The sequence below is a fragment of the Methanolapillus africanus genome (assembly GCF_032714475.1).
Classification (GTDB): domain Archaea; phylum Halobacteriota; class Methanosarcinia; order Methanosarcinales; family Methanosarcinaceae; genus Methanolapillus; species Methanolapillus africanus.
Genome location: NZ_JAWDKD010000026.1, coordinates 1 through 15,922, shown reverse-complemented (window position 1 = coordinate 15,922; position 15,922 = coordinate 1). Strand labels below are relative to the sequence as shown.

Here is a 15,922-nt window from a genome sequence, read left to right as displayed (position 1 = left end):
TTATATTTTTGAGTTTTATTTCTTTGATTTTTATTTGTTCAATTTTATTTGTTCAATTTTAGGATAATTGATTATGTCTCAGAAAAAAGTTTTTGAAAAAAAAATGTCTTCCGACGCGGACGGCATCCGGTTTGCAACACCTGAACCCGTTGCCAAATATCGGGCGGCGCGGTTGAAATGCAACACGATTGCCGACATCAGCTGCGGCATCGGCGGACAGACGATTTATTTCGCCATGCAGTGCAAGCATGTGTACGCTGTTGAAATCGATCCGGTGAAAATCGAATTTGCCCGGCAGAATTGTGAGAAGCACGGCCTCACCAATGTGACGTTCATTTGCGGAAACGCGCTCGACTCGGCCGTGATCGCACAAATCCCGCCGGTCGACATCATTTTTTCGGATCCCGCCCGCCCGCCGGAAGAGGAAACTCGAAAAGTCGCAAGCCTGCGTCCGGGAATTCCGGACGTCATGGACGCTTACGCGGAAAAATGTCAAAATTTTGCGTTTGAAGCGCCGCCGCAAATGCCGCCCGAACGTATTTTGGCGGATAATTTCGACTGCGAGATGGAATACCTGTCCCTTAACGGACAACTCAACCGCCTGACGCTTTATTTTGGAAGAATTAAACGGTTTTCCCGTGTGGCTGTTTCGCTGCCGTCCGGAAACGCGATGGTGGACGCGCCGGTTGAATTGCCGCCGATTGTTGAAACCGAAAAACTGATGCTTTTTGCGTATGAGCCGGACCCGTCAATCGTGGCGGCCGGACTTCTCAACGAACTGGTGGACGATTTGATTAAAGCGACGGGACCGGTGCGTTTGATTCATATCGACAAGAAAAGAGTCCTGTTGACGTCGGATTTGCTGACAATTCATCCGATGGTGAAAAACAATTATATCGTTCTTCGGACGATGCCCATCAAAACCGAAGACGACGTTGTCGCCATTCATGAATTTTTGGAAAAAAGCAATGTCGGAAAAGTGGTGATTCGCGGAAACATCGATCCGAAGGATTATTGGAATTTCCGGAATAAATTGGAAAACGATCTGTCCGGTTCCAAAAAGGTTCACATGTATCTGCACGGCGAAAACGCTGTGCTTTGCGAACTGATTTATGACGACGATTAAATTATGATGAGATGAGTCGGGATTAGAATTATATAAGTCCCGATTTATTTTTCTTTATTCTTTATATTTTTTCTTGCGTATTAATTTCACTTTTATTTTTCATTTAATTTTTAATTTGTTTGGATAAATAAATTTTTCAAAAAGAGGTGGACCGAAATGGATGAAAAAGCAAAGAAGACGGATATTTTGGAAAAAGGCGCGATTCTTCAGCGTGACGGCGAAACGTACGCGATTGCCCCGCACAGCCCCGCCGGCCTGCTGACGCCGGAAAAGCTTCGGACGATTGCCGACGTCGCCGAAAAATACAATGCCGCTGCGATTAAAATTTCGTCGTCGCAGCGCATCGTTTTGGTCGGCTTAAAAGAGGAAGACCTGGACAACGCTTGGACGGACTTGGGCATGAAACCCGGATCCGCCATCGGCATCTGCGTCCGCAGCGTTCGCGTGTGTCCCGGAACCACATTTTGTAAGCGCGCCAAGCAAGATTCCATGAGTCTGGGCCTCAAATTGGATGAGAAATACCACAGCATGCAGCTCCCGGCCAAAATGAAAATCGGTGTTTCCGGCTGCCTGTTTTCATGTTCCGAATCCGCTGTGCGCGACATCGGATTTATCGGCGACACCAAAGGATTCCGCTGCTTTGTCGGCGGAAACGCCAGCTCAAACCCGCGCGTCGGCGAAATGATCGCGGAAGGACTTTCCGAAGAAGAAGCGCTGGCGCTGACGGAAAAAATCATCAACTATTTGAAAGAGAAAAATTCCAAAAAACGTCTCGGAAAAGTCATCGAAGAAACCGGATTGGAAGAATTCAAAAAGGAAATCGGACTTTAAGCCGATTCTCTTTTTATTTTTTATTCAATTTTTATTCAATTTTTTTATTTTTCATTTATTTAATTTTTATTTAATTCATTTAATTTTCCGATCTTGTTATTTTTTCAATTATTTTTTAACTTTACAACCTAAATCGAGTGTGTTGTTATGGATTTGACAATGAAGGAGCGTTTTATCCGTTCCGTAAAAATGGAATCTGTCGACAAAGTTCCGGCGCTGAGCATTACTCAAACGGGGACAGTTGACTTAATGAATTTGTCCGGCGCATTTTGGCCCAAAGCGCACTATCATCCGGAAACGATGGCGGACTTGGCCATTGCCGGACACACGTTCACCGGTCTTGAAGCGGTGCGCTATCCGTTCAGTTTGCTGGAATTGCCGGAAGCGCTCGGATGTACGATGTCGGAAGGAACGTTAGATTCCCAGCCGCACCAGTTGGATTTTCCGGTCAAAAAGCCGGAAGACGTTGCCAAAATTTCCGTGCCGGATTTGTCAAAAGGCAGAGGCGTTTCCGTTATTTTGGACGCCACCGCCCAAATTCAAAAGAAGCTCGGCGACAAAACCGACATTCCGCTCATTGCCGGCACGGTCGGTCCCGCCGCTTTGGCGGCGTGCGTTTGCGGCGTCAACAACTACTTGCGGTGGTGCATTCAGGAGCCGGACACATTGACCGAACTGATGGTTTTGTGTGCGGATGTCTGCGTTGAATACACAAATATGCTGTACGGCGCCGGCGTTGACGGCGTTTTGATTGTGGATTCCGAAGCCGGTCCGGATTTGTTCCCGCCGCCGCTGTTCGAATCGATGGTTCTTCCCATTTACAAAGATTTGACCAAAAAAATCCGCGGATTGACGCTTCTGCACATGTGCGGCGACGCCACCGCCATTTTGGAACCGATGGCGCAGTCCGGTTTTCAAGGAATCAGCATCGAAGAAAAAACAAATATGGCTTATGCTGCAAAGCTGATCGGCGACAAAGTTTGTCTGATCGGCAACGTTTCGCCGGCGCGGACAATTCTTTTGGGAACGCCCGAAGACGTCAAACGAGAAACAAAGCAATGTTTGGAAGACGGAACAAGAATATTGTCACCGGGCTGCGGCATTGCGCCGAGAACGCCGCTTGGCAATATAAAAGCGTTTGTGGAAGCGAGAGACGAATATTATTTGAAATAAAAATCGTTCTTTCCTTCTTCTTTTTTTTATAATTTTTCGTTTTTATTTTATCTCTTTCGTTTCCTTTTTCTCATTTTTCGTTATGTCAAGCAAACCATCCCGCAAATTCTGACGCAAAAATTCCGTCGCTTCGCTAGGAATTTTTCAAGGGCGGGGGAGCCCGTTTCTATTGAGTTCGCTACGCGAACGGCTCCCTCCGGTCGCTAAAAGTTTGGTTTTGTTTATTCTGAATATCGTACAAACCACCCCGCAAAATCAGACGCTTTGCGTCTGTATTTTGCGGAATCCGATCTGTGAGATACATTCCAATTTACAGTACAGATTGCACCTACAGTTGACTGTTTTTAGGTTGCAGTTTGCACCCACTGTTTTCTAACAATACACTTGTTTCCTGTTCCGGTTCTGCGCCTACTGCTGCTGTACCCAATCTTATTCATCGGATTCCGAGAAAATCAAACGCTTTGCGTTTGATTTTTCGGGATGTTTGCACGGTTTAAAAAAAGCAGCCCGTCTGTTTCGATGACTCGAAACAAAAAAGTGTCGCGATAACGCGCGCGCACGCTGCCCGCCAAAAAACAAAAACGAAACCGTTCCTTTTAAATAAAATTAAACCCAGTAGAGTTACTCTTTTCTGAAACAAATAAAATCAAACGCCAACGTGGCAGAGCGGCTATGCGTTCGCCTGCAGAGCGAATATATTTCGGTTCGAATCCGGACGTTGGCTTAATTAAAATCAGAACTTTCAGTTCTGATTTTAACTTGGCAACGCCGTATATGACGTCGACCGGCAGACATTTCAATCTCTCTCAGTTCTGATTTTAGTGAACAATCGGAGTCAGAACATGAAACGTAAAATCTAAAACTATTTATTTGTTTCATACGTTCTCATAACGATAAGCATGCGGTCTGTTCTAAAACTCGAAATTGATACAAATACGGTGATTCCTTTTGACTATCAATATCATTTGGCGTCAATGATCTATAACTCTTTAAACGCCGGAGATTCCAAATATGCTGAAGAAATGCATGCCTATCAAAAATACAAATTTTTCACCTTTTCATGGCTAGACATTCCAAAAAGAACCATAATTCCAAATCAAGGGATCAAAAGTCAAGACGGTTCCATCTATCTGCAGTTATCATCTCCGAATACTGAGTTTTTAACGGTTTTTTTGGAAGGCCTTTTTCAACAACCTGTCTTGAAAATCGGTCATTTTGATGCTTATCCGATGGAAATCAAAATTGAAGAGGAACCCACATCGTTTTCAATTTTAAAAACAATTTCTCCGGTTTGCCTTCGGACGGTTGAGGAAGTCGACGGTCAATTAAAAGGCCGGGATCTGCTGCCCAACCATTCTAAATTTTATGAAAATATGCGCAGCCAGCTCAAGAAAAAATATGAAACGTATTATGGTAAAACATGCGGCATGAATTTCGAGTTTGAGGTTTTATCTGCAGAACCCAAAAGAATGAAAATTAAAGATACATTTGTCCGGTGTTCAAATCTGATCTTTTCTGTCACCGGTGATTATGATTTAATTCGATTCGGGTATGAATGCGGCTTCGGCGAAAAAAACTCGATGGGATTCGGCATGGTTACAGAGAAGAAATAATCTTAAAAATAAACGGAATCGGTCATGATCATGACCGCTTCCGTCCTCTTTTTTTATTCAACAATATCAATAATATCAACAAGACGTCCAACCGCCGTCCACAACAAGCGTCGTGCCGGTCACGAATTTGGAATCGTCGCTGACCAAAAACAAAGCCGCGTTCGCAATATCTTCGGCTGTTCCGGCGCCGCCATGCATTGTTTTCATACCGTCCGCGACTTTGGCTTGTCCGCGCGGGTTGGCGTGAATGTGGCTGCCGATTTCGGTCGCAATGGCGCCCGGACAGATGGCGTTGCATCTGATTTTTTCATCGCTGTAGGTGTAACCGACATTTTTGGTCAGACCGATCACGCCGTGTTTGGAAACCGTATAAGCGGCGCCGGCTTTGCCGCCGAAAAGGCCGCCGACGGAAGCGATGTTTAAGATCACGCCGCCGGACTCATTTTTCTTCATGAGCGGGATGGCTTTTCGAATGGCTGCCATGGGGGCGGTCAAATTGATGTTGATGACGTTTTCCCAAATTTCGTCGGTGACGTCTTCCGCCATCTCGAAATTATCCATGACGCCGGCGTTGTTGACCAGAATATCCAGCTTCTTGCATTCGGATTCGGCAAAGTCGATCATATGTTCAATGTCGTGCCGGCTTGAAACGTCGCCTTTGAGCGGAATAATTTTCCCCGCGAATTTGTCGGCTTCCACTTTTGTTTTAAGTTCTTCCAGGCGCTCCAAACGCCGGGCGACGGCAATCACAGTGGCGCCTTCTTGCGCAAATAAAAGTGAAATCGCGTGTCCCATGCCGGAACTGGCCCCTGTGACAATCGCCACCTTTCCATTCAGTTTCATTTTTTCACCTCTTTAAACGGATTCCAAAACCCGCTGTTCAACAATTATATTTATCTGTTTATAAATTTAATGTCAAAGACTGTGAGATAATTATTTATTAAACATGTTCGTTGATATGAATAATTTTTGTTATACTGAATATTCAAATCAAATATCGGAGACATATTCATGCAAAAAGCAACCTTCAAAGTCGGCGGAATGACCTGTGGTCACTGCCAGAAACGCGTTCAAAAAGCGATTATGGAATCCGGCGGCGTCACAAAAGCCGACGTCGATGTGTCAAAAGGCGAAGCTGCGGTTGAATTTGACGAATCCAAGACCAATTTGGACAACATCAAAGCCGCCGTCAAAAATGCCGGCTACGACGCTTAATTGAAGCGGAGGAATTTTTATCCGAACGGAAACCATTCGTGTCGGCGGCATGACCTGCGACCATTGCGTCCGCGCCGTCAATAAAGCCGTTTCAAGCTTAGACGGCGTTTCTTCCGTTCAAATTCAGCTCGACGCCGAACAGCAAATCGGAACGGTCACGATCACTTTTGACGATTCCAAAATCAGCCTGTCCGCGGTTTTTGACGCGATTCGCGCGGAAGATTATGACCCGTTTCCGCTCGACGCTGAGGCGGCAATAGTTCCGGAAACCTGTCCGATTGTTACAGATGTTTCGGAAAAACAGTGTCCGTTGGATTCCGGCGCCGAACCTCAAAAGCCCGGAAAAGCTCAGCCCGGTGATGAAAAATTGGTTTTGAAAATCGAAGGCATGAGCTGTGCGGCTTGCGTTTTGAATATCGAAAAAACGCTGATGAAAAAAGAAGGCGTTCATTCGGCTGTGGTCAACCTCGCGCTCAAAAAAGGAACCGTTTGGTATGATCCCAAAACGGCCACGCCAAACGATATCATTGCCGAAATTGAAAAGATCGGCTACGAAGCGTCGGCGGCGATTCAAAAATCCGAAGACGTATCGGCCGAACTTCAAAAGGACGCCGTCCGCCAGCGCAACAACTTCATTGCGGCTTTTGTGATCGGTCTTCCCGTCATTTTGGGCAACATGAGCATGATGGTCAGCTGGCTGCCGTTCGTTCCCGAATTTTTGCAGAACAAATATTTGCTCTTTTTGCTGACAACTCTTATCATTATCGGTCCCGCCCGTCAATATTTCACGGGCGCGTTCAAAGGACTTAAAAACGGTCTCGCCGACATGAATCTTTTGATTGCGGCCGGCACCGGCTGCGCGTATGCGGTGAGCGTCGTTTCCACCTTTTGGGATCTGGGTCCCGGATTCGAACACCTGTACTACGAAACCGTGGCGATGCTGGTGATTTTTGTGACGTTTGGCAAGTATTTGGAAGCGCGGACCCGCGGCCAAACGTCGCAGGCGATTCAAAAATTGATGGGGCTTCAGCCGAAAACGTCGCACGTTCTTCGAAACGGCGTTGAAGTTGAAATTCCGGCGGAAGAAATTGTGACCGGCGACGTTGTCATCGTCCGTCCCGGTGAAAAAATACCGGCGGACGGCACCGTTTTATCCGGCAGCTCCACGGTCGACGAGTCCATGCTGACCGGCGAAAGCCTGCTGGTTGAAAAAACTGTCGGCAGCGCCGTCGTCGGCGCGACGCTTAACCTGTCCGGCTCGTTCCAATTCAAAGCGGAAAAAGTCGGCGAAGACACGGTTTTGTCTCAAATCATCCGGCTCGTCGAAGACGCGCAAACCAACAAACCGCCGATTCAAAAGCTGGCGGACACGGTGGCCGGCAATTTCATCGTCGCCGTTTTCATTATTGCGCTCGCCGCCTTCTTGTTTTGGTTCTTTATCGGTTACGGTTATTTCGACGTGGGCAATTCCGCTGCCTTTTTCGGCATCAGTCCGTTCATGTTTTCACTCCTCATTGCGATTACCGTTCTGGTCATTTCCTGTCCGTGCGCCGTTGGTTTGGCGACGCCGGCCGCCATCATGGTCGGCACCGGCATGGGCGCTGAAAACGGCATTTTGATTCGCGGCGGCGACGGCCTGGAAAAAGCACAGTCGCTCAAAGCCGTTGTTTTTGACAAAACCGGCACGCTCACGCAAGGAAAACCGAAACTGATCGACGTTGTTCTGCTCAATTCAATTTCAAGAAGCGACGCGCTCCAAATGGCGGCAACCACCGAAAATAATTCCGAACATCCGCTCGGCCAAGCCATTGTCAAAGGCGCTGCGGCGGAAAACATTTTTCCCAAAGAGGTTTCTTCGTTTGAAGCGGCTTCCGGAAAAGGCGTGAAATCGGAGATCGACGGCCGTGTCGTTTTGATCGGCACCCGCCGTTACCTGACGGAAAACGGCGTTTCCGCACACGAAGACCCGGCAGTCGAATTCCAAATTCAACAGCTCGAAAGCGGCGGCAAAACCGTCGTTTTAATGGCGGCCGATTCGATTCCGGTGGCGCTGTTCTCCATCGCCGACACGCTGAAAGAAACATCCAAAGACGCAGTTGCTGAGTTATCCAAAATGGGGCTCTCCGTTTACATGCTGACCGGCGACAATCAGCGGACAGCGCTGTCGATTGCCAATGCGGCGGGGATTTCCCAGGAAAACGTCATTTCAGAAGTTTTGCCGGCGCACAAGGCGGAAAAAATAAAAGAGATTCAAGATTCCGGTCTTCCGGCCGGTATGGTCGGCGACGGGATTAACGACGCGCCGGCGCTGATTCAGGCCGACGTCGGCATGGCGATGGGTGCGGGAACGGACATTGCCATCGAATCCGCCGATATTATTCTCATTCGGGACGATCCGTCCGGCGTCGCGTCCGCGATTCGCCTCAGCCGGCTCACGATTCGGAAAATCAAACAAAATTTGGGCTGGGCGTTCGGGTACAACGCGATCGGCATTCCGATTGCGGCCGGTATTTTGTATCCGCTGACGCACACGGTGCTCATCAGCCCGGAAATGGCGGCGGCTTTTATGGCGCTCAGTTCTGTTTCCGTCACACTCAATTCGCTGCTGATGAAACGGTCCAAAATCAAATAATTGATCAAAATAGCAGGAAAAAGAGAGAAGAGAGAGAAGAGAATATGACTTCAAATCAAGAACAAGGGGTCCAAAAAAAGAAGACCCGGCAAACAACTTTGTTCGAGAGCGTTTTGCTTTCCGTTGCGGCAGCATTTCTTTTTTTAGCCGCTGCTTTTCTCAAAAACAAGTTCTTTCCCGGGTCTTACGTGGACATTGATATGATTGGTGGGGCTTTTTTCGTTTTTTTCACGAGTTTGATTATCTTTTTGATTTTAATCCCGCGCGTCAAAGACTTGAAGAAGAATTGACGCCGGCTCAAAAATAATCTTTTTTCCGTTTTGGTTTTGTTGTTTTTCTGTTATTGTTATTTTCTGTTATTGTTATTTTTTTAATTTTTATTTTTTGTTTCGATTGTTTTTATTTTTTATTGGGATTTTTTATTTTGGAATTTTTCGCTTTTTTAACGCAAACATCTGTTTTTATGTTTCCTGTTTTATTCGTGTTTTCTTTGGATTTGATTTTCGTATCCGCCGGATCTCAAACTCGGGTTGAATCCGATTGTATACAATTGCATACATGTTGTTATCTATTAAATATATTTTGGCTGTTTCCACTGCAATCGAAAGCTTGCGCCGTTTTACCGCTTCGGCAACATTTTATTAAATTATTATTTGATTAATAAATTTTATAAAAACCTATATATTCTTACAATGCTTAATTTGCTCATCCAAAAAAAGGAGGGAAATTGCCGCTTGAGAGATTTCTTGTATCAAACGTACGACATGGTTTTGGAGCGTTTAAAGTACGCTGAAGCCAAAAACACCATCATCGTGACGCTTCTCGGCGCTTTGGTCATCGGCGGTTTTCGTATTTACAACGAAACGCCTTACCGTCCGGACATTGCCACCTTTTATTTCTGGAATTTCATCCTTTTCGCCGTTTTTGCGATTACGGTCTCCTTGTCTTCGTTCATGCCCAACATCAAGCTTCAGTTCTTGTACAAGGGAAAAACGCCGGCAGAGACGGACAGCCTGATTTATTACGAGCATATTTCCAAATACGACGTCGAAACTTACCTGACCGCCGTCAACCGCCGCTATTTCGATTCGGAAGCGACGCCCGGCAATTTGGATTTTGACGTGGCCGCTCAAATCATCATCAACTCCCGGTCAGCTTACCGGAAATATTCGATTTCCTATTACGCGATCGTCTTTTCCATTTTCGCCATTTTGACGCCGGTGGTCGGCATCATTTATTTCTTCCTGAGCTCCCGCGTTCATCTGACGAACGAAGACGGCAAAACAAAAGTCCAATACGGCAAAATCAAATTTATCGAAGACATCAAGGAACTCACCGGCAAATCCAAGAAAAAAGTTCAAGGCCCGATTTCCAAGAAGCGGACGCAATCCACTTACGAGCTGGAACAATCCCGGAACAAATTTTTCACCGCCGGCGTCTCCAAAAATAAAAATTCATTGTCTCAGACAGCGGCGGCTGATTTGGATAAAACGCCGGCGGACGTTCTTCCCGGCATTCCGTTAACGGCTCCGCAATCTTCTTCATCCGAGTCCGCCAACGCGCAAATGCCATGGCCGCCGGATCCGAAAGATTACGATTACGCTTCGGAAGATACGTACGATGACGTGACCACGGACGCTGAACCTGAACCGGAACATGAAATTGTCAAAACCGAACCGCCGCTTGTGCCGTCGCACGTGTCGGGCGATGAAGACGATGAAAATTAAAAGCAAAACGATTAAAAAAAGCTCAAAACAAAATTAAAAACGAATAAACAAAAAAAGAGAAAGAATAAAATTCTTTTATTCCTCTCTTTTCTTCTTTTTTCCGGCGTAAATCAGCAGGAACGACGCGCAAACCAATAAGAGCGCGCCCGCCGCGGCAATCCAAAGCGTCGGACTCATTTTCGGTTTGATTTCCTCAATTTTATTTTCGATCACAGCGACCTCATTTTCTATTTCCGTAAAGGCAACGGCTTCGAACGCAATCGTATTTGGTTGAATGTTCATTTCGGCCGGAATCACCGTCGCTTCTCCGTAACCGCCGCTTCCGCTGCTGCTGTCATTCGGTTTTGGTGTCACAGTCACCATAATGGCGCCGGCTTCCAAATTCAATTGTCCGTTTTCCATTCGGACGGTGTATTCGAATCCGTCTTTGTCGGTGGAAATTCCCTCAATTTTGTAGTCGGTACCCGCGGCGCCGTCAATCAGGTTCCAACCGTTTCCGTCGTTTTCATACCAAGAATATGTCCACTCCGTTTTGATTTCTTCCGGCGTTTGTCCGTCCGTTCCGACGACGGAGAACATCACATCTTCGCCGTCTTCAACGGTGTTGTCGGCGCAAACCAATTCTAAAACGGTGAGTTGTGCCGTCCCGGATGTCAAAACAACTGTTTCGGCGTCGCCTCCCGTTCCGAATGTTTGCGTCACAACGGCAAAATACGTTCCCTCGTCGTCTTTTGAAACCGTTTCTGTTTCCGTCCATTCCAGTTTTGAGCCGGTTGCGCCGTCAATAATTGTTGCTTCAGCGCCGGGTGTTCCTTTGTACCATTGGATTGTTGTTTCGTCGGCGCCGTTTGCCGTTACTTCAAAACCGGCGGTTTTTCCGGCAAACGCGTACGTGTTTTCCGGATGCGCCGAAAGGATCACGATATTCAAATCCATCGAATCCGATGTGATGGTCGCGTCTTTTGAATCTGTGACGGTTACATAATAGTCTCCGGCGGACTCGGTTTGAGCTTCTTCAATCGTATAAACGCGTCCGCTGTCGCCGACCGGCGTTCCCGATCCCGGTGTTCCTTTATACCATTGGTAAACATAATCATCTCCGCCGCTGACCGAAAACACGATCTCTGTTCCGGCAGCCGCATTTTTCGGGGAAACGGCCGGCTGTTCAAAAACAGTGAGTTGGGCCGGCTCAGTGGTCAAAATAACAGTCTCGGCGTCGTCTCCCGTTCCGAATGTTTGCGTCACCACGGTGAAATACGTTCCCTCATCGTCTTTTGAAACCGGTTCTGTATCCGTCCATTCCAATTTTGAGCCGGTTGCGCCGTCAATGATTGTTGCTTCTGCGCCGGGTGTTCCTTTGAACCATTGATATGTGGTTTGGGTTGCACCTCTCGGTGCCGTTACTTCAAAAGAAGCGGTTTTTCCGGCAAAACAAAAGACGTCTTCCGGCTGTGCCGAAAAAGAAACCACATTCAATTCCACTGAATCAGATGTAATTGTTGTGCTGCCGGCGGTGATTGTGACATAATATTCTCCGGCGGAATCTGTTTGTGTTTCTTCAATCGTATAAACACGGGTGCCGTCGCCAACGGCTGTTCCTGAACCCGGCGTTCCCCTGTGCCATTGATAAGTATAGGCGTCTCCGCCGTCAACCGAGAAAACGGCCTCTGAACCGATAGCAGCATTTTTCGGCGAAACCACCGGCTGCTCAAAAACGGTCAAATTGGCGGACACTGTTTCAGAACTTTCATTTTTGTAGCCGGACACCACAACGACGTATGTCCCGGCGTCGTCCGTTTGGAGATTGTCAAGCACCAGAGTGTTTTCATCGGCGCCGGCAATCATATTTCCGGCACTTACAGTTCCCTTGTACCATTGATATGTGACGCATGTTGTTGAAACCGGCTCCACGGAAAAAGAAGCATCCTCGCCTTCAAAAATCATCACGTCGGATGGGACCGTTTTGATTTCGACGTCTTCATAAACATAAAGGGTTGCCACTTTTGATTGTTTGTTATCCGAACCGATCGTCGCTCTGAATTGAGCTCCATTGAGTTCGACCGGTGTATTATTTATTGTTAAGTTTATAGCGCGGCCGTTGCCGACAGTACTGAAAATCTCAGTTTGAACCAGGGTACCGCTCATATCTCTTGTGATTCTTACGAGAGATTCCAGTCGTCGTTTGGGTGTCGGCAGCCAGTTCCATTCGTCGGCTTCGGGTAATTTATATTCCCATAAATATGCGGTATTAGGACCCCAGGATTTTCCTTGTTCCAATGTTCCTTCAAACAAAAATACAGTTTTTTCTCCGGCTTTGGTATAATATTCCTCTTCCAAGTCTATTTTGATGGTAGAAGCAGCCGAGGCGGTCGAAATTCCCGACAGTAAAAAAAGTAACGCTAAAAACAAAATGACAAATGTTTTTTGAAAATTTCTTTTTGTCGTTTTATTTTCTATTTTGATTTTATTTATTTTAATCACCTTTGTTTTTATCGTTAGCAATCCCCTCTTTTTCGAATAAAAATTTCATGTTCAAGGAAACGGTCTAACTTTATTATAATATTGTATTAGTAATATAATTTTTTTATTTTTTATAAAGAAAAATTCTATTTATAATTTTTTGATATATATTAAACTACAAACATATATCTCATAAATTGTTATTTTTTTATTATAATTTAAATAAAATATGATTTGTATAATTATTTTATGGAGAATTAAAGATAAAAATGAAAAATTAGAAAATATAAAAAAAGAAATTAGAAAAATAAAACGTAAAGAAATGAAAAGAAAAAAAGAATAAAATAAAAAAATAAAATTTATTTTTCATCCTCTTCTTTTCTCTTTTTTCTTCCGAATACCAGCAAAAGGAACAGACAAACAATCGCAAATGCCGCAGCGGCACCGGCCCAAAGATATGTTTTTTCCGGCGTTGTTGTTTCAAGACCGGCAACATTTGACTGTTTTACGGGGACGGTCTCGTTGGCAGCATCTGTGGTAATGGTTTTTGGTTCAGGGTTGGTGGTTTGATTTTGCGGCAAGATTTTTACTTCTCCGTGACCGCTGCTGCTGCCGCGGTTGACGCCACTGTTGCCGTCGCTGTCGGTACTGTTATTTTCTGTCGTGTTGTCCTCCGTGCTGCTGTCGTCCTCTTCCGGATAAACAGTCAGCGTCAGCACACCGGAGTCCAAAATGAAGCCGTCCACCATCATTCGGACAAAAAACTGCGTGCCGTTTTCAGCACCGGAAACGCCGTGTCTTTCGTAGGTCCGCTTTGAAGCGCCGTCGATTTGTTCCCAGCCGTTGCCATCGTTTTTATACCACGCGTATGCTCGAAAGAGGGTTCGTTCGGTCTGCTGTTCGCCGCCGGTGACGGTCAATGTCACATCTTCTCCGGCGGAAATGGTGTTATTGGAACATGTCAATTCAAAAACGATCAACTTCGCCAGTTTGGATGTCATGACGACGGTTTCAGCGTTTTCTCCCGTTCCGAAGGTTTGGGAAACGGTCACAAAGTACGTTCCCTCATCACTTTTTTCGACCGGATTGGATTCCGAATCAAAAAGAAGCTTGGCGGAAACGGCGTTTTCAATGACCGTTTTGGATTCCGGCGTTCCTTTATACCATTGGTATTCCGTCAAATCCGCACCATCCGGCGCCGTCACGTCAAATGAAGCGGCCTGACCGGCAAAAGCGTATGTGTCTTTCGGCTGCGCGGTCAATGAGGCGATGTTTAATTCGATAGCGTTTGACGTGATGACGGGGTTGTCGGCGTCGCCGGTCTTCGTGACGCTCACATAATATTCTCCGTCCGAACCGGCGTCGGCGCTGTCGATGGTGAAAATATTCCCCCCTTCACCGACAGGCGTTCCGACACCCGGTTTTCCTTTGTACCATTGGCAGGTATAGTCGCTGCTTGCGTTGACGCTGAATTTGATCTCAGATCCGACAGCTGCGTTTTTTGGGGAAACGGACGGCTGTTCAAAAACGGTCAGGTTGGCGGTGACGGTTTCAGTTTTACCGCCGCCGGAGACGACAACGGCGTATGTTCCGGCGTCGTCTTGCGCAGCGTTTTCAAACGTCAGGATTTTTCCGGCGGCGCCCTCAATTTTATTTTCCGCTGCCGGCTCCCCTTTGAACCATTGGTATGTGACGCTGGGCGCCTTTGTGTCAACCGACAATTCGGCTTTTTGTCCTTCAAAAGCCATGCCGTCAACGGCTTTGGCGTCGATCTTGATGCCGCCGCCCACATTAAGGGTGGCAACAACCGATTGTTTTTGGTCATATCTGCCGATAGTGACTCTGAATTGAGTTCCGTCCAGCTCGGCCGGCGTCTTTTCAATGACCAGCGTCGTGACGCGCTGGTCGTCATACCACGGATTATCAATGTCAATTCTTGCGTCCGTGCCGTCAATTTGAACGTTCGTTGACGGGTGTAAAACTTCCAACCGTTCTTGAGATAACGGAATCCACTCATCTGTTCCCGGCAATTTATATTCCCACAAATAACCGGTTCTCGGACCCCACGCGCCGTCCGGCCGTCCCTGAAAAATGAGCGCTGTTTTTTCGCCGGCCTTGGTGTGGTAACTGTCTTTCAAATCTTGCTGAATGGATGACGCGGCGGCATGAGCCGGTACGGCTGTCAGAATAAAAAGTAATACGGAAAATAAAACTAAAATCGTTCGCTGTAAGTTTATTGGTTTTTGTTGTTTACTCCATAATGCCGTTTTTTGTCGTTTGTCTGTCTTTTGAAATACTGTTTTTTGTTTTTGAATCGTTTTTAATTTAATAATGCTCACCTCATTCGAAAATGTGGTGACCCCGTTTTAGGAATAAATTTCAATTAATAACTAAACCCAAAACGTAATACAAAATCAGAATTTATATTCCTTCTTGATATATATTAAATATATACTATATATTCCTTAAAAACGAGAGCGGTTATTTGTATAAAATTAAAAAATGTTATTTATATACGTTTTTATAAAATGAAATTTGAAAAAATAGCAAGCCAAATGACGGATCAAATAAAAATAGAAATAAAAATAAAAAACCGGTGAAAAATACTGTCACCGGCAAATCATTTCATTCACTTCTTTCGTTTTGATTCATCGTTTTCGTTATTGTTTTTCATCTTTTTATTGATTTTTTTTCCAAACGGCGTATCCGGCCACTGCCACGACAACCAGCAGCAAGAGGATCAAAAGCAAAAGCCACGGAAACGTTGTCTTTTCCTTTTCCATATTGCTTTCGAGTTCGAATCCTTCTCCGGAATCGTCCAGCAGCACGATTTTGTTTTCAACGGTAAATCCACCGGTTTCGACGCTTCCGAAATTGTCAATCACTTTCGCTTGGCCGGTTCCGTTGCTTGGGCTGCCGCCTCCTGTGTTGTCGTCCGGCTCATCGATCGGCTCGGTGTTGTCCTTCACAATCACTGTTGCCGGGTCAGATGTTGCCGTTCCTATGGTTCCGTCCAACGTCACAGTCATGATGACATAGTAAGTTTCTGTTCCGATTGCGGATGTGTCCGGTGTGTATGTTTCTTCCGTTGCATCGTCAATAGCTCCTGTTTCATTGTACCATTGGTACGACTCTGTTGCTCCTG

General features: G+C 46.1%; 12 protein-coding genes and 1 tRNA gene. 9 read left to right on the top strand and 4 right to left on the bottom strand.

The genetic code is table 11. The annotated features are described in order from the left end of the window. Positions 1–73: 73 nt before the first annotated feature. From MsAg5_RS08735 to cas6, 5 genes are all read left to right on the top strand, one after another. Complete coding sequence (locus tag MsAg5_RS08735; RefSeq protein WP_338100248.1) at positions 74–1,126, top strand: methyltransferase domain-containing protein; 1,053 nt, start codon at positions 74–76, stop codon at positions 1,124–1,126. Positions 1,127–1,282: 156 nt separating this feature from the next. Then, positions 1,283–1,957, top strand: a complete 675-nt coding sequence (locus MsAg5_RS08730; protein WP_338100247.1) for a nitrite/sulfite reductase domain-containing protein — start codon at positions 1,283–1,285, stop codon at positions 1,955–1,957. 147 nt (positions 1,958–2,104) lie between these two features. Next, entirely contained in the window at positions 2,105–3,130 is a 1,026-nt protein-coding gene (gene mtaA, locus MsAg5_RS08725) for a methylcobamide:CoM methyltransferase MtaA (RefSeq protein WP_338100246.1), read from the top strand. A 652-nt stretch (positions 3,131–3,782) separates the two neighbouring features. Further along, a tRNA-Cys gene (locus tag MsAg5_RS08720) sits at positions 3,783–3,854 on the top strand. Between the two features lie 175 nt (positions 3,855–4,029). Then, positions 4,030–4,743: a CRISPR-associated endoribonuclease Cas6 gene (gene cas6, locus MsAg5_RS08715; RefSeq protein WP_338100245.1), complete on the top strand. Its 714-nt coding sequence runs from the start codon at positions 4,030–4,032 to the stop codon at positions 4,741–4,743. A 75-nt stretch (positions 4,744–4,818) separates the two neighbouring features. Here the strand turns inward: cas6 and MsAg5_RS08710 are convergent, their stop codons facing one another. After that, on the bottom strand, positions 4,819–5,586 hold the full coding sequence (locus MsAg5_RS08710) for an SDR family oxidoreductase (RefSeq protein WP_338100244.1): 768 nt from the start codon (positions 5,584–5,586) through the stop codon (positions 4,819–4,821). A 168-nt stretch (positions 5,587–5,754) separates the two neighbouring features. Between MsAg5_RS08710 and MsAg5_RS08705 the strand changes: the two genes are divergently transcribed. The 4 genes from MsAg5_RS08705 (at position 5,755) to MsAg5_RS08690 (ending at position 10,317) form a co-directional block, all read left to right on the top strand. Then, positions 5,755–5,958 (top strand): heavy-metal-associated domain-containing protein, encoded by a 204-nt coding sequence (locus tag MsAg5_RS08705; RefSeq protein WP_338100243.1) that lies wholly within the window; start codon positions 5,755–5,757, stop codon positions 5,956–5,958. A 49-nt stretch (positions 5,959–6,007) separates the two neighbouring features. Continuing rightward, entirely contained in the window at positions 6,008–8,590 is a 2,583-nt protein-coding gene (locus tag MsAg5_RS08700) for a heavy metal translocating P-type ATPase (RefSeq protein ID WP_420847008.1), read from the top strand. Between the two features lie 44 nt (positions 8,591–8,634). Then, positions 8,635–8,880, top strand: coding sequence for a hypothetical protein (locus tag MsAg5_RS08695; protein ID WP_338100242.1), 246 nt, complete (start codon positions 8,635–8,637; stop codon positions 8,878–8,880). Between the two features lie 444 nt (positions 8,881–9,324). Then, on the top strand, positions 9,325–10,317 hold the full coding sequence (locus MsAg5_RS08690) for a Pycsar system effector family protein (RefSeq protein ID WP_338100241.1): 993 nt from the start codon (positions 9,325–9,327) through the stop codon (positions 10,315–10,317). A 75-nt stretch (positions 10,318–10,392) separates the two neighbouring features. Here the strand turns inward: MsAg5_RS08690 and MsAg5_RS08685 are convergent, their stop codons facing one another. The 3 genes from MsAg5_RS08685 to MsAg5_RS08675 form a co-directional block, all read right to left on the bottom strand. Beyond that, positions 10,393–12,726, bottom strand: a complete 2,334-nt coding sequence (locus MsAg5_RS08685) for a hypothetical protein (RefSeq protein ID WP_338100240.1) — start codon at positions 12,724–12,726, stop codon at positions 10,393–10,395. Positions 12,727–13,136: 410 nt separating this feature from the next. Then, the gene (locus MsAg5_RS08680) at positions 13,137–14,915 is read right to left on the bottom strand and encodes an immunoglobulin domain-containing protein (protein ID WP_338100239.1); all 1,779 of its coding nucleotides are present in this window, start codon (positions 14,913–14,915) and stop codon (positions 13,137–13,139) included. Positions 14,916–15,455: 540 nt separating this feature from the next. Next, the coding region (locus MsAg5_RS08675) for a hypothetical protein (RefSeq protein WP_338100238.1) at positions 15,456–15,922 on the bottom strand (467 nt) is incomplete at its 5' end.